A 14,710-nucleotide genomic window follows, 5' to 3' on the forward strand; every position below is an offset into this window, starting at 1 on the left:
TTCTACTTAGACAATTTGAACAGTACTACGACAGCCATCGTAGAACAAACTGTCAAAGACTATATAAACTATTATAACAATACCCGAATCCAAAGGAAACTAAACAACCAGTCGCCGGTTCAATACCGACAACTGGTTGGATAATGCTTTTTTGATTATTGTCTTTTATATCGGGGTCAGTCCCGTTAATAGTACCCGACACTTTTTAATCATTTTTAATTTATATACATCTCTTTCAAGTGTTCCCTCTCCTCAAATATTGATGCTTTTTAGATGTTAAAAAATAGATTATTCATTGGTGAATTTAATATAACATTTCTCATCTATATAAACCGACTGTTCAAATACTTTGTTTATATAATTGCCCAAATGCTTTAGTACTCACGATGGAAGACAATTTTATAAGCAAATGGTGTAGTACAAAAATGTCTTTGAATCGTTAAACTCTGTTCTCTACAACTGCCTACTAAAAAAGCAGCACCAATATAAAATTGATACTGCCTGAATTAACCGCACTTTTTTGTGATATGGTTCACCGTTGCACCTTTAATGGAGGTTATTAATTTTCTAAGTCGCTGCTGAGGAAGCAGCTGCGTCAGCCTTCACACAATCAATTGCAACAACGAATGCAATAATGATTTCCTCCATCTCCTCATCCAATATTTGAACTTTATAGCTATCTCCCCAAGTGAACCACTCCTTGTTCACTTTACCGATGACTACACCATGCTGTAAGACCTGAAACTCCATATCCCACCAGTTACCATGTATCTCCATGTCTGCCCCATCAATCGTATAGCGTGCTTTAAAGAAAGAAAACTCTTTCTTAATCGTTAACACCTCTCGACCATTTACCTCAATAAAAAACTTCGGTAAAAAGCTGAACACCTTTTTCGTAATAAGGGCTACTTCATCTCTTGTTTTATTCATAATGGAGAAAGTCTTTGGAATTTGCATAAAACTACCTTCTACGTAATAAACATCCTTTTCCTGCTGATCTTTTATTGTGAATTTACCACTTAGACTGAATACCTTTTGCTTTATATAAAGTTGCTTCATTCTACATCTCCTTCGAAATAGCATATCAATATAGCGCAGATTTCATCATAGCTATTAATAATTATCAAAATATTTTTTTGAAATTTGGACTTATAAATTTATTTATTCAGAGCATCAAATGTCAATACCTTACAACACTAAAGAAGCGTTTCATCTTTTCATATATAAGTAAATTTTATAAAAAAAGTAGTTCCTTCAGATCCTGTTTGAAATTCAATTTTTGCGTTATGACGGGCAGCAATTGCATAGCATATGCCTAGTCCTAAGCCAGTGCCATTATCTTTGGTCGTGTAAAATGGAGTACCCAATTTCTCTACTATCGCAGGACTGATACCTTCTCCTTGATCCTGTACTGCAAGAATTACACAATTTCCATCCCCTTTATAGGTGCTGATGGATAGAACCTTACCTATGTTCATTGATTCTAAACCATTACGGTATAGATTTATTATCAATTGTCGTATTTCGTTACGATTTAAAAGTAAATCTGGAATGTCATTCAGATTAAATTGAATAATTTTATTTTGATTAAATGCATCTATCTTTATTAAAGGCGTAATATCACGAATAATAGAATTTAAATCTAACATCTGTAAATCGGATGTCTTTGTATTACCTATAGAAAGAAATTCAGTAATAATAGAATTAGCACGGTCAAGCTCTTCGATCATGACATTAAAGTAATCATCATGTTTTTCGAATTCGCTCTCTTTTTTTAATAGCTGCAAAAATCCTCGTACTGTTGTCATAGGATTTCTAATCTCATGGCTAATACCTGCTGCCATCTGACCTATTAAGTCTAGGTTTGATAATCTTTTCAATTCCTTCTCATATTTCTTTTTTTCAGTTATGTTTTTTAAAAGGCAACAGATTCCCTCATCATATGGGTACGCAACTGCTTCGTACCAATAATCACCATAAGCTGAGGTCATTTCGAAATGTACTGCTATTCGCTCTGACATCGCACGATGAAATTCCTTATACATGACCGTATCTACACATTTCGGGAAAATTTCCCATATATTTTGTCCTAATACATCCTTTGCCGTTTTCCTTTGAGGCAAATATTGATGTTTATTCATGTAAAGAAATTCCCACTCTTTGTTCAATGCAAAGAATCCATCCGTTATACTTTCAATAACACTTGTAACCTTTTCATTAGCAGCAGCTAGTTCCCTTGTTCGCTTTTCTACCATATTTTCAAGTTGGTCCATATATAACAAGTTTGAAATTGTAGGCGCTGTGGCATCGACTATCGATTTTGCTAATTGAATTTGAGATTCATGAAAATTACATGTTTCCTCTTCTAAATTGACAACTGTTATAACCCCTAATACTTCCCCCATTGAAACCAGTGGCATCATAAAAAGACTCATACTATCTATATTTGGCGTGAGAATTATACTTTTTGTTTCAATAATCTGTTGAATCATAGCTTCGTAGCTTTGGTTCATTCCTATGCTTTTTAGATTCTCCATCCAATCGGCTTCTGTCCAATCACAGTCTGTATTAAATTTCATGAATGAGATTTTGTTTTTTCCCAATGGATCCAGGAGGTGGGCTGCACTTTTTTCGCTACCTAAAACCTTTCCTAAGTAGTAAAAACATTTATCAAGACTTTTCTGCACGGAGGAACACATCGACAAATCACGTGTAACATTGAGTAACAATTGTTTTTCTGCAATAAGGTTTTCCTTTTGCTTTAAATTATTTGCGTTTTGAATTGCAACTGCAGCCATATTTACATATGCTTCAACACTTTGAATTTCTGATTGTGTTAAATTCATTGGTGTTCCATAATCAAATAAAAAAACTAAACCAAATATCTCTTGCTCATATGAGATAGGCAGTGCTAATAAGGATTTAATTTTGAAGGCTTCTACCGATCTCGGGTCCGGCCGATTATCCTTTGAGGTATCAGAGATATAGATGGTTTTTTTAGTTTCAATAACCTCTTTGGCCAGTAAGTCTGTTTCAACATCAATTACTTGTGTATCAAGCGTTATGCCATTCATATTTTCTGGCTTCCCCACAAACCCTCTAAATGTGCCATCTTTTTCTGGTAAATAAATACCCACCGAGTTACATTGCACGATTTCCTCGGATATTGCCTGCGTTACACGCTGTAAAACTTCACGTAGTTCTAACTTTGTATTAATTACTTTGGTTATACTCGCGAGCCTAGAATATCTCGTCTGTTCACTTAACATTCACAATGTCTCCAATCAAAACCTACTAAAAGTAAAAGTATAATTTCTAGCTAACAGTCTAGTTCTAAATCAGTTTATATTATATCTGTATTCTATTATACATGGAAAACCTCTATTACTTATGATACGGTTTACTGTGATAGCGCTAGCCTGTTTCGACCCGATGATAGGAACGACCATAAGGACTTCTAATAACTCCAATTCGCTTTTGTTAGTTCCTGCTATCATTATCATTCCATTGCCAGTCACCTTCAATGACTCTATCCACTTAATAGACCCTACATTCGTTCCCTTTCAGCTGTAATATATATCACTCGCACCAAGACAAATTTAAAAATAAAAGAAACATTTGATTCATAAATCTACTATATTCCCATTTTATTCTTAAACTCAGTTTGGAGAATAATGACTATCCAACAAATTCTTAAATGGAAACAGGTATAGAAAAAGAGAACTTTTTCTATACCTGTTTTTTTGTATACTTTTTAGTAAATCACTATTTTAGTTGGTGATGGTTTGTAGCGAAAGGCGGCGACTCCAGCTGGAATAGTGATATGAACAGTTCCCTTTACGCGACATGCTTTGAGTCATCCGATATATTCTAACATTTGTTGAAAGCGACCAATTTGATATAGCCATCCCTAATCCGAATGGATCAAGAGGTCATTCCTTAATCGTATGGCTTTTCCCAAGATTGTTTGATTAAATCTAAGTTCGGACTTTTAAATATTGAATAACCAACGATTTCTCGATTAAAAGCATCAAAAAACGCAGAACGCAGATAAATAGCGTTTGATTTAGGAGAAGTTCCCTTCAAAAACCGCCCTTACTTATGATACGGTTCTCTGTAATAAGTATAAGTGCGGTTTTTTTCGCCAACGTTTATAATAAAGAAAAGGACGGTGATAAGGATGTTAACGAAAGATTTACAGCAACAATTGATTGATACGATTAAGCAGCAGATTAATCCCGATTTTATTATATTGTTTGGTTCCTTCGCAAAAGGTACTGTGCGTGCCGAAAGTGATATTGATCTTGCTTATTTTAGTAAACAACCTCTATCGTCTTATGAACGTTTTTTACTGTCTGGCGATTTGGCATTGGTCGCAAATCGGGAAGTAGATTTAATTGATTTAAAACAAATTGATACCGTTTTTACAATGCAAATTTTCAAGCAAGGCATACCGATTTATATACATGATGAAAATGAATATACTCGTCAAAAAATGCGTGCCTATAGTATGTATGCTACATTAAGCGAGCAGCGCGCCCCGATAATTGAAGCAATTAAAAAAAGAGGAAGTGTTTTCGGCGATGAATGATGTGATATTAAGTAAAACAACCACTATCGAACGCTGTGTGAATCGGATTCACGAGGTTTATGCGGGAAATCCCAATAATTTAAAAGATTATACAAAGCAAGATAGTATCATTTTAAATATTCAACGCGCTTGTGAGGCGAGTATTGATTTAGCGATGCACATTGTAAGTGAACAAAAATTAGGCGTCCCGAAAGCAAGTCGTGAAGGGTTTAAGCTGTTACAGGAAGCGAATATTATTGACGCTAAGTTAGCGAAAACATTAATGAATATGGTTGGTTTCCGCAACATCGCAGTACATGACTACCAAGCACTCGAACTTGAAATATTAGAAGCCATTTTAGAAAAACATATTGATGATTTTAAAGATTTTACGAAGGTCGTGTTACAACTTGAAGCATAGGTATTTTAAGTTAAATGAAGAAGAGCTTTTAGTTAATAGTATTTGCTTACTCAACTTAAATTCGGTACTTCTCCAAGAAACTTAAAATTGGTTAAAGCAGAAGATTGCGGTATCCAATTAGGTGCTTGTATTTAGGGCCATTGAGGACAATGAGTTAAATAACATGATATCTTTATGATGCTTTTCTTTATCTGCACTCATAATTTCAATTCCTCGATCATCATACACATGGACGATACACTTTGTTCGTCGATTAACAATAAAAACATCTGGGGCATACATACTATTATTTCGTTTTAATTGTGGTCGAAGCTTTGGAAAATCTTCATTCGCGAGTGATTTTAGTAGATGGGATAATTTTATTTGTGAAACGTTACATGACCAAACAATTTGCTGAACAGCAACAAATTCTGCATCAAATAACCATTCAAAGTTCGTTAATTGCAATTGATATTTTCCCATAGAGTCTTTCATGTATCGTTTGAAAACATTGGGGTAGGTCGGTTTATTTTTAACAATAGGATAGCTATTTACAACAATAAAAAGCTCGTCCTCACTTTTAAATAAAAAGGACTGTACTTCCTGAAGTAATTGATACGTAACTTCATTCGTAGGATCATAGGGGGATTCTATATGTAAAGAATAAGGCCAATTATGATAAAAATTCGGCACTAATTTATGACCATCATAATAAGTATCCATAAAACGCTGAAATTTCATACAGTATTGAACCTCCTATCATTCTATTTGTTCCTCATTATATAATAAAAACCAACTAAAACATATTTGTTCTAGCTGGTCTTGTAAAAACCGCCCTTACTTATGATACGGTTCACCGCTCCTAGTCAAAGTGCGGTTTTTACATTAAATATTCTTTTCCTTTCGCATCTGCCCTTGGTACGACCAAACTGGTTTACATGTTAGAGAAGCAGTGTGAGAGGTACCTCCTGTTATGTAATACGACCCTGAAATACTGAAAGAGTTGGACGTAAGAACATCACTAGCCTGATCTAAATTGATTAGCCTTAACTTCCAATAGGCTTTTCCAGTCAGTAAAAGTAGCCTAGTTCTCGCACTATTCCGAACTTAATAAACACTTTGTGGCTTTTATTAGAAATAGGCAAATAAGATAATAATGATAAGGTGATTGTTAAAAGCTGTCCCTTCAACCCAAACAATTATTTCGAACTAAGTTCTTTATCTAAGTTTAAATCAACGATTAACTCGTTAATATATTCCTTAGCCTTGGGATTATGTTCTTTAAATTGAGGCATTAATGAATTTAAAAAAATCATTGGATCTACTACTTCTCCCGTTACATCCATTTTTACTTGCGAAAGGAGGAGAGGCAACAAGTAGTAAACATTAATATCAATTTGATTTTTATCAGGATTTGATATCCCTTTCTCAAACTCAATAAATAATTGTAATGCATCATTTGAGCCATATGCTAAAATATTATTTTTTATTATTGGTAACAAAGCATCTTGTTTTTCTTTAGATGCTTTGTATTCTGCTTCAATTGCAACATCTATATCAATACCATTCTCTGTAAGCAAAACTACAGTAGCCACATTACTTGCATTGATACAAAACTCTGAAACTTGTAGTGGCAATTCACTTGTTTGTTCTAATGCCACTTGCTTTTTGGCTTGACTAATTGAATTACTTACATTTTTACTAAATTGACTAATCGAAACACCAATTACAACAAGTGTTAATAATATTCCGACGCATTGAATTAAGTCCTGTGTTGTTATTTTCGATAAATTAAACATTTTCGATTTTACACTCCTTTATTTATAAATAAATTAATAGATTACCCCTAAAGATTTACAATGAGATAACCAATATTTGTATTATTGAAAAACCTTACTTAATTATGATACGGTTTTCCGTAATGCGGCTAATTGTAGTTTTTTTAATAGCTCTCCCTGTTCTATTGCTTCTAGAATTTTTAGCTTTATTCCTTCATTATTTTATATATTTTGTCTTTGAATATTTGAACTAGTTAAATCCTTAGCCAAATTAATTCACACCTTCCTATAAAATCACACCTAAATTATCTTTTAAATATTATATAGAAAATCAATAAAAAATACAAAAAAAGTAAAAATAAGAATTAATATACTTCATTCAATTTTAAATTTAATAATAATATCTCTATTACATCTTCTATTTTTATTTTAGAACGAATACGTTACGTCCTACCCCAATGTATCTGCAAATTCTCAAATCCCAGCAAACAAAAAAACAAACCACCAACTACATTAAAATAACTGTAATCGATGGTTTATTAAAAACCGCACTTACTTATGATAAGGTTCACCCTTCATAATCCTAAAGCTTCGGTAAATTTGTTCAATCAATACAAGCTTCATTAATTGGTGAGGCAATGTCATCTTGCCAAATGATTGTTTCTCGTCGGCACGTTTGAGGACATCGTCGTGCAAACCGAGAGAACCACCGATAACAAAGGCAATTTTACTTTTTCCATAGGTCATTAATGACTCGATATCGGATGCCATTTCTTCAGAGGTTTTCATTTTGCCGTTTATGGCAAGAGCGATAACGTATGTGTCTGGGCCAATTTTGGCGAGGATGCGCTCACCTTCTTTTTTCTTCACAATTTCCATTTCTGCATCACTTAGCTGCTCAGGTGCTTTTTCATCAGGCACTTCAATTACGTCCATTTTTGCGTAGCCACCTAGGCGTTTTACGTATTCGTCGATTCCCATTTTTAAGTACTTTTCTTTTAGTTTTCCGACTGATACAATTGTAATATTCACACGTTATCCACCTTTACATTTCATTTACAAACAAATTATCCACAAAAGTTATCAACATATCCACAAGCGTTTTCTATATATTGTGTAAAGTTATTTACTTGATACAATATATTCTGCTGGCAGTTCACAGTAACTACAATTTGTGGATAACTTTTTTTCCTCTTGTACTTTATCCATAATTGGGAATACTTTTTGCTCCGCGACAAACATGTCTAAAGCGTGCTCTATATGCTTTTCACAACTGTATTTTTCCATTTCATAGTCTCTCCTTATTTTCCGAAATTTCCACAAACTTATTCACAATTCGGTCTATGTTATCCACAATCTATTGTAACAAAGGAATAGCGAGTAGGGAAGGAAGGCTTTGTCCCGCTATTCGCTGTGTAAAGTTGTTATTCACAAATTCCTAGTTATCCACACCTGTATTTATTAATTGCCATTAACAAAACGCAACATTTTATCCTAACTTAATTTCAATGAAATTGAGGCTAGCTTCCCTCATTTCGTTATACCCTTCGATTGTTAATACATATTTAATTAGAAAAAAGCACTTGTTGATGATAGCGAAAAAAGTGTTAGATTGACTTTTCATCAATCTAACACTTTTATTTTTTGTTTCGTCTCGTTACTATTCCTACAATGAATCGCTATTTGTTAATGTTAATGTCACTTCAACTAATTTACCTTGGCGATATACTTTCATTGTTAATTCATCACCAATTTTTTTGTCGTTATACAAGTGTTTACGTAAATCAATTGATGTTTCAATCTTATCGCCATCCATTTCAACAATAACATCATATTGTTGTACACCCGCTTTTGAAGCTGGTGAGTTGCCAACAACATCTGTAATGACAACACCTGTTGTAATGTCTTGAGGTAATTTTAATGTTTGTTGTTGATAGAATGCTGGTACGTCTGTTAAATCAACTAGTGAAATACCCATTGTTGGACGTTTCATTTCACCGTTGCGTTCTAGTTCTTCAATAATTGGAATTGCTGAGTTAATCGGAATTGAGAAGCCTAAACCTTCCACAGATGATTCAGCAATTTTCATGGAGTTAATACCTACTAATTCACCAGCTAGGTTCACTAGGGCACCACCACTATTACCTGGGTTTATAGCTGCATCTGTTTGTAATACTTCTTGTTGCCAGTCTGCTACTTTGTCGCCATTTAAATCAACTGGTACAGAACGATCTTTACCTGAAACAACACCTGTTGTAACAGAGCCATAAAATTCTAACCCTAGTGGATTCCCGATAGCAATAACTGTTTCACCTTGTTTTAGTACATCTGAGTTACCAAATGTCGCAACTGTTTTAACATTTTTCGAGCTGATTGAAATAACTGCTAAGTCTGTCCAAACGTCGCTTCCGACTAATTGTGCCTCTTCTTTTGAGCCATCTTGCATTGTTACTTCTAATTGTTTTGCCCCTTCAATTACGTGATTATTTGTTACGATGAAGGCTTTATCACCATCTACTTTATAAATAACACCTGAGCCGCTTCCTGTTTCTGTATCTTGTGTTGTTTGCTGATTCCAAAAACCGCCGCTTGCGACTTCTTGAATATTGGTAATCCCTACAACAGCACCTGATGCTTTATCAACCGCACTTATAACGTCGGTCTTTACTTCTGTAGCTACTTGGTTGATGGTTGTATCATTTTTGCCAGTGCTACTTGTTGTTGTCCCTGGCATTTGATTGACAAGTCCAGGAAGCATTAGCCAAACGAGTAAAGCACCAATGATTACACCAACTAGTCCACTAAAGAAATAGCCACCTTTACCGCCTCCACCTCCATTGCCGCCACCTTTCTTTTTGGAACGCTTCTCTTGCATTTCCTTTTCCTCACGTTCAAGTCTCTCTTGTAGAGGTGATTTCTGTATTTCATCATTATTTAGAAAATCACTGTTTTTATCATCTTCGTTAAAATAACTCATGTTCCTCATCCTTTCGTGCGACTGCTCTATCTATTAATTCTTGCCTTTATCATACGATTCAAACATTAAAATTACATGAAAAATAAATAAAATGGATATAAAAAATAGCTGTTCAATGCATTAATAAAAAAATGCAATTGAACAGCTTATATTTTTAACTATAGAAATAGGCAAGAAAATCTTCCATAATTGCTTGTCCTATTTTAAACCGTTACTAGCTTTGTTGGCTCCTCAGCATCTGTATCTAATAAATGGACATACTCACCTGCAATAATTCCACAAGATTGTAGTGTTTGTGAAACACTCATGCGCGCAAGCTCTTTCATATTATTATCTTTACTTAAATGCGATAAATAAATATTCGTTGGCTTTTCAAACACAACCTCGCTCATTGCAATGGCTGCATCTTCATTAGATACATGTCCTACATCACTTAAAATACGACGCTTTATGGACCATGGATATCGACCCATTTGTAGCATATTAACATCATGATTACTTTCGAACACAAAGGAATCTGCTCCGCGAATAATACCTTTCATCCGGTCGCTAACATAGCCCGTATCGGTAATAATCACGAGTTTACGACCATTCTCATGAAATGTATAAAACATCGGATCTGCTGCATCGTGGGAAACGGCAAAAGATTCAATTGCTAGTGTGCCAAAATGCTTCACAGTCTCCATTTCAAACTCGAAGCGTTGCTCTACAGGAATTTCTCCTACGAGCCCATCCATTGCCTGCCACGTTTTTGCATTTGCATAGATCGGTACGTTATATTTACGTGCTAATACACCAATTCCTTTAATATGATCACTATGCTCGTGCGTAACTAAAATGCCACTTAGCTGTTTCATATTGCGATCGATTTTTGTGAAGAGCTGCTCCATCTTTTTACCACTAAAGCCAGCATCGACAATAAATGCATGATTATCGTTCTCTACATAAATCGAATTGCCTGTACTGCCACTTGCTAAAACACTAAATCGCATGATTAAACTCCCCAGTCTTCTTCTTCAACCTCTTGCTTTTCCTCTTGTATTTCAATGATTTTACCTTCCACAGCATCGACAAAATACTCTTCAATTGCCCCGTCGGATAATTTCACTCGGACTTCCCATGTTGGTAATAATACTTGTGTTTGCGTTAAATAAACAAGTGTTGAATAGCCCAGCTGCATATGCTCAATACGTGAATCTGGCTTTAACAGCCCTTTTGCGTATAATGCTTGAATAACTTGAATTGGCGGAAGTACACTTTCTTGTTGCTCTACTTCCTCAATATTATCAAGCATCGTTTGCTCATACATTGTTACTTCATTGTCCGCATTCCACTGTATTTTTAACAACCCAGATTTATTGTAATAGAGCATTCGATTATTTGTTTTTTGAAAGAAGATGGCTATACGTTCATCACGATCGACCTTCCATAATCCGTAGGAACCACCTTCTTTAATATTTGCCTGCACAAATTCTGTGAAGCTTGCATCATCATTTACATTTCGCAATTTCACAGGACTAACTATAATTACCCGCGCCTCTTTAGGGTCAACAAGATTAACTTGATGGTTTGGATCAGTAAAATCGGCTGCTGTAAAAGTATGGACTTTCCCTGAAATATACGTTGCTGATTCAACGGCATTCGGCAGGACACCATACGTAATATTATCCTCTTTTAAACGAGCATCAATCGTTTTCTCCCCTGGAACCTCTACACTTTGTGCTTCATTGTAGCGATTCACATACAATGAGTATAAGAAAATATTTAAAATTAAAAAGACGACGATAAAAATAGATTTTGTTCTATTCCAATCCATTTTTTACACCCCCAAGCATTTCAGGTGTCACTAAAATCCATGAACCATTACGAATGATAAACCAGCTCGGTTCTAAAGTAAATAATCTTAAATTTTCATCTTGCGTTAAATAATACCCTACGGCAATTTCATCGATATCTGACAATACTATATTATTTAGCTTATGAATTTTTTCCACTATTTCCGTGCCAGATGGCAGTTCTTTAATCTCTTTTTCTGATATGTCTAAAGAAAAATAAGGACGTCTATAACGGAAAATACGGTTATCTCCCCATACTGTTGTAATACGGGTTGTTGCTTGATCACTATAAACAGGGAAGCCTTGTAAATAAAGCTGATAATCTATTTGATTTTTACTCGGATTGCTTGATACATATCGATAATCCGCTGTGAAGCCTCCATGCTCATTAATAAAATCAAAGCTATCTTTGAAGAGCTTCGATGGCTCTATTCGGATACTACTTTCTGCAGCAGGATATACATATGTTAATGATTTCGATCTTGTATCGACAGTCATAAGAGATAATCCATCTGTATATTTTTCGAATGTCGCACTTTCAACATTACGCTGAACAACGTTTGGCTCTGAGAATAAAACATTTTTAAATAATTCTGGTGATAGTTCATTCATATAATACGTATATTTTACAGATTCAATTTTATCGCTAGGAACGTAAAGTGAAGTATAGCCATCACGCTCTACTTCTTTATACGCACTTTGCAGTTTAGACGGTTCAATAATATCTTTGGCAAATTCATTGGCATTCGTAATGCTTACATGTGAGCGTAACAATGATTTATTCGAGCTACTAACGAAATACATCTGTACTTCTTTATTCGAGTAATTGCTCCAATCTATAATAATACGATTGAAAGTCGTCTCAGGTAACTCTTTTTCGTCGAAGTTGAAAATAGTTCCGAGCTCTGAGAAAGGTATTTCTCCAGCGAAAAATACAGTCATACGATGATTGGCGCGAATCATCTCATTGATATATGTTGGTGAAATATTATTATTCACTCGAACGAGGTCAAGAATATTCCAGCCTTCAAAGATGTTCATAATATCTTTCATTGCACCATTCGATACTGTACCTGTTAAGTCATCGTCACTGCTATAAATTGCTTTATATGGCTTTATGACGTCTTCCACTTTCTTTTGTGTGCCGATTAATATTTCTTTACCTTCTGTTTGCTCAATTACTTTGTAATCAGGCGTATAGGTCCAAATAATAAAGGTTAGCACAACACTTAGCATGACGAGTAGAAATAAAACAACGGATTTAACTGGCTCTATATATTTCATCCCCACTCACCTGCCTCGTCAAAATCATCTAATTCAAATGGTAGTGTGAAGAAGACGGTTGTACCATATCCTTCTTCACTCTCGGCCCAAATCTTCCCACCATGCGCTTCAATCATTTCCCGTGCAATAGCTAAACCAAGACCTGTACCACCCATAGAGCGTGCACGCGCGCGATCGACGCGATAAAAACGATCAAAAATACGACCTACATTTTCTTTTGGAATACCCATTCCATCATCTGAAATCATTACCTTAAGCATATTTCCTTGTACGGTAAAACCAAAACGGACATTACCGCCATCTGGAGAATATTTAATGGCGTTCGATATAACATTATCAATTACTTGCGTCACCTTATCGGTATCAATTTCAACGTAATACGATGTTTCTGGAAGTAATCGTTCAAATGTTACATTTTCTGATTTAGACATTTCAAAGCGATCAATAATTCGATTAAAGAATGAATTAAATAACACAATATCCTTATTCAATTTATAATTACTACTATCCATTCGTGATAATTGAAGTAGGTCATTCACTAGACGAATCATACGCTCAGTTTCAGTTTGAGTAACATTTAAAAAGGTCGGCGCAATGTTGTCATCCTTCCATGCACCATCCATTAATGCCTCCAAATAACTACGCATCGTTGTTAATGGTGTGCGAAGCTCATGTGATACATTCGATACAAATTCTCTTCGCTCCATTTCAATCTTTTCTTGCTCTGTAATATCATGTAGCACTGTAATTAAACCATTAATAAAGCCTGTTTCCTTTTGAATAACAGAAAAATTAGCGCGTAAAATATATGGCGCCTCTGACGTACTAAAATCCAAGTTGATTGCATCATTCATATGAATTAAATCTTCAAAGCTATATTCCTGATCGATTCCTAAAACAGAAGCGATTGGACGCCCTAATGTAATATCTCTTGAAATATGCAATAACTCTAATGCTGGATCATTAATAAGGATAATACGTCCTTTACGATCGGTTGCAATAACGCCATCAGTCATATTACTAAGAACAGAATCGAGTTTTCGCCGTTCCGCCTCTGTCGTTGATTGAGACTCTTGCAAACGATTGGTCAAATGGTTAAAGGTAGTAGCAAGCTGCCCAATCTCATCTGTTCCATAAACCCGTACTTTGCGAGAAAAGTTTCCTTTCGCCATTGCTTGCGCTTGCTTACGCATATCAGCAATAGGTTGTGTAATGGTGCGTGCTACTAATATTCCTAAGAAAATAGTCACTACTAATGAAACAGCAGTACCTCCTAGGAAAATGCGGTTAATATCATTCATTTGTTCAAAAACGGATTCGATATTTGCTTCAATATAAAGCACACCGATAATTTCATCATCTGGGCCAGCTCCATCACGAATTGGCGTTGCTAACACCCATACTCGATTTCTAGTTTTATTATCGAGTTTTATAATATCAAATAATGTTTCTGCTGATATTGCTCGCCGAACAAGGTCTGTATTTGAACGCTGTCCAATTAAACTTTGATTATCTACCTCTGAAGTTGCAAGTATACGCTGTCTACTATCAATTACGCGAATCTCTAAAATATCACCCGTCGATACATCCTTCAATCCTGTTGAAAATTCTTTTACGATGGATTTCAGACTTTCCTCAAGTGAAGGCATGCTTTCATCGCGCTCTTTCAAAATTTCTTCACGAATGCTATATTGCATCAAATCTACACGCTGAAAAATAGACTCTTGAAAATTACTTTTCAAATTCCGCTCTAATTCCTTTGCGAAATAGATGCCTATAATTTGTAATGCTAACATGATCAACAAAATATAAATTAATACAAGCTTGACATGAATTGATTTAAAGAAGCTTACTTTCTGCATTTCT

14 protein-coding genes are annotated in these 14,710 nt (G+C 35.0%); 3 read left to right on the top strand and 11 right to left on the bottom strand.

What is annotated here, in order from left to right; all coding sequences use genetic code 11:
* Positions 1-15: 15 nt before the first annotated feature.
* Positions 16-144 carry an IS3 family transposase gene (locus ACIQ1H_RS22405; protein ID WP_402892259.1) on the top strand — a complete coding sequence of 43 codons (129 nt, stop codon included), beginning with the start codon at positions 16-18 and terminating at the stop codon, positions 142-144.
* A gap of 423 nt (positions 145-567) precedes the next feature.
* Here ACIQ1H_RS22405 and ACIQ1H_RS22410 read toward each other — a convergent pair whose 3' ends face one another.
* Both ACIQ1H_RS22410 and ACIQ1H_RS22415 read right to left on the bottom strand, forming a co-directional pair.
* Positions 568-1,059: an LURP-one-related/scramblase family protein gene (locus ACIQ1H_RS22410; protein WP_402892176.1), complete on the bottom strand. Its 492-nt coding sequence runs from the start codon at positions 1,057-1,059 to the stop codon at positions 568-570.
* 158 nt (positions 1,060-1,217) lie between these two features.
* The gene (locus tag ACIQ1H_RS22415) at positions 1,218-3,269 is read right to left on the bottom strand and encodes a GAF domain-containing sensor histidine kinase (protein ID WP_402892178.1); all 2,052 of its coding nucleotides are present in this window, start codon (positions 3,267-3,269) and stop codon (positions 1,218-1,220) included.
* 911 nt (positions 3,270-4,180) lie between these two features.
* On the opposite strand from ACIQ1H_RS22415, the gene mntA reads away from it, so the two are divergent.
* Together mntA and hepT are read left to right on the top strand one after the other, a co-directional pair.
* On the top strand, positions 4,181-4,591 hold the full coding sequence (mntA, locus tag ACIQ1H_RS22420; protein WP_337980162.1) for a type VII toxin-antitoxin system MntA family adenylyltransferase antitoxin: 411 nt from the start codon (positions 4,181-4,183) through the stop codon (positions 4,589-4,591).
* Positions 4,584-4,991: a type VII toxin-antitoxin system HepT family RNase toxin gene (gene hepT, locus ACIQ1H_RS22425; RefSeq protein WP_402892181.1), complete on the top strand. Its 408-nt coding sequence runs from the start codon at positions 4,584-4,586 to the stop codon at positions 4,989-4,991. Before mntA ends, hepT begins: the two co-directional genes overlap by 8 nt.
* Before the next feature lie 117 nt (positions 4,992-5,108).
* Here the strand turns inward: hepT and ACIQ1H_RS22430 are convergent, their stop codons facing one another.
* The 9 genes from ACIQ1H_RS22430 to walK form a co-directional block, all read right to left on the bottom strand.
* On the bottom strand, positions 5,109-5,711 hold the full coding sequence (locus ACIQ1H_RS22430) for a DUF3885 domain-containing protein (RefSeq protein ID WP_402892183.1): 603 nt from the start codon (positions 5,709-5,711) through the stop codon (positions 5,109-5,111).
* Positions 5,712-6,169: 458 nt separating this feature from the next.
* Positions 6,170-6,769 carry a hypothetical protein gene (locus ACIQ1H_RS22435; protein ID WP_402892186.1) on the bottom strand — a complete coding sequence of 200 codons (600 nt, stop codon included), beginning with the start codon at positions 6,767-6,769 and terminating at the stop codon, positions 6,170-6,172.
* A 531-nt stretch (positions 6,770-7,300) separates the two neighbouring features.
* On the bottom strand, positions 7,301-7,780 hold the full coding sequence (gene rlmH / locus ACIQ1H_RS22440; protein ID WP_402892188.1) for a 23S rRNA (pseudouridine(1915)-N(3))-methyltransferase RlmH: 480 nt from the start codon (positions 7,778-7,780) through the stop codon (positions 7,301-7,303).
* A 90-nt stretch (positions 7,781-7,870) separates the two neighbouring features.
* Positions 7,871-8,035 carry a CxxH/CxxC protein gene (locus ACIQ1H_RS22445; RefSeq protein ID WP_402892191.1) on the bottom strand — a complete coding sequence of 55 codons (165 nt, stop codon included), beginning with the start codon at positions 8,033-8,035 and terminating at the stop codon, positions 7,871-7,873.
* A gap of 379 nt (positions 8,036-8,414) precedes the next feature.
* Complete coding sequence (locus ACIQ1H_RS22450) at positions 8,415-9,725, bottom strand: S1C family serine protease (RefSeq protein ID WP_402892192.1); 1,311 nt, start codon at positions 9,723-9,725, stop codon at positions 8,415-8,417.
* Positions 9,726-9,928: 203 nt separating this feature from the next.
* Complete coding sequence (locus ACIQ1H_RS22455) at positions 9,929-10,717, bottom strand: MBL fold metallo-hydrolase (protein WP_402892195.1); 789 nt, start codon at positions 10,715-10,717, stop codon at positions 9,929-9,931.
* A gap of 2 nt (positions 10,718-10,719) precedes the next feature.
* Positions 10,720-11,541 carry a two-component system regulatory protein YycI gene (locus ACIQ1H_RS22460; protein ID WP_173479154.1) on the bottom strand — a complete coding sequence of 274 codons (822 nt, stop codon included), beginning with the start codon at positions 11,539-11,541 and terminating at the stop codon, positions 10,720-10,722.
* Positions 11,528-12,844 (bottom strand): YycH family regulatory protein, encoded by a 1,317-nt coding sequence (locus ACIQ1H_RS22465; protein WP_402892199.1) that lies wholly within the window; start codon positions 12,842-12,844, stop codon positions 11,528-11,530. Before ACIQ1H_RS22465 ends, ACIQ1H_RS22460 begins: the two co-directional genes overlap by 14 nt.
* On the bottom strand, positions 12,841-14,706 hold the full coding sequence (gene walK, locus ACIQ1H_RS22470; RefSeq protein ID WP_173479153.1) for a cell wall metabolism sensor histidine kinase WalK: 1,866 nt from the start codon (positions 14,704-14,706) through the stop codon (positions 12,841-12,843). Before walK ends, ACIQ1H_RS22465 begins: the two co-directional genes overlap by 4 nt.
* Positions 14,707-14,710 lie beyond the last annotated feature (4 nt).

This window comes from Lysinibacillus sp. NPDC097279 (genome assembly GCF_044761745.1).
Classification (GTDB): Bacteria; Bacillota; Bacilli; order Bacillales_A; family Planococcaceae; genus Lysinibacillus.

Excerpts from the sequence above, each read along its gene's own strand:
- ACIQ1H_RS22410 (WP_402892176.1), bottom strand. The coding sequence starts at position 1,059 with ATGAAGCAACTTTATATAAAGCAAAAGGTATTCAGTCTAAGTGGTAAA.
- ACIQ1H_RS22415 (WP_402892178.1), bottom strand. The coding sequence starts at position 3,269 with ATGTTAAGTGAACAGACGAGATATTCTAGGCTCGCGAGTATAACCAAA.
- mntA (WP_337980162.1), top strand. The coding sequence starts at position 4,181 with ATGTTAACGAAAGATTTACAGCAACAATTGATTGATACGATTAAGCAG.
- hepT (WP_402892181.1), top strand. The coding sequence starts at position 4,584 with ATGAATGATGTGATATTAAGTAAAACAACCACTATCGAACGCTGTGTG.
- ACIQ1H_RS22430 (WP_402892183.1), bottom strand. The coding sequence starts at position 5,711 with ATGAAATTTCAGCGTTTTATGGATACTTATTATGATGGTCATAAATTA.
- ACIQ1H_RS22435 (WP_402892186.1), bottom strand. The coding sequence starts at position 6,769 with ATGTTTAATTTATCGAAAATAACAACACAGGACTTAATTCAATGCGTC.
- ACIQ1H_RS22445 (WP_402892191.1), bottom strand. The coding sequence starts at position 8,035 with ATGGAAAAATACAGTTGTGAAAAGCATATAGAGCACGCTTTAGACATG.
- ACIQ1H_RS22450 (WP_402892192.1), bottom strand. The coding sequence starts at position 9,725 with ATGAGTTATTTTAACGAAGATGATAAAAACAGTGATTTTCTAAATAAT.
- ACIQ1H_RS22455 (WP_402892195.1), bottom strand. The coding sequence starts at position 10,717 with ATGCGATTTAGTGTTTTAGCAAGTGGCAGTACAGGCAATTCGATTTAT.
- ACIQ1H_RS22460 (WP_173479154.1), bottom strand. The coding sequence starts at position 11,541 with ATGGATTGGAATAGAACAAAATCTATTTTTATCGTCGTCTTTTTAATT.
- ACIQ1H_RS22465 (WP_402892199.1), bottom strand. The coding sequence starts at position 12,844 with ATGAAATATATAGAGCCAGTTAAATCCGTTGTTTTATTTCTACTCGTC.
- walK (WP_173479153.1), bottom strand. The coding sequence starts at position 14,706 with ATGCAGAAAGTAAGCTTCTTTAAATCAATTCATGTCAAGCTTGTATTA.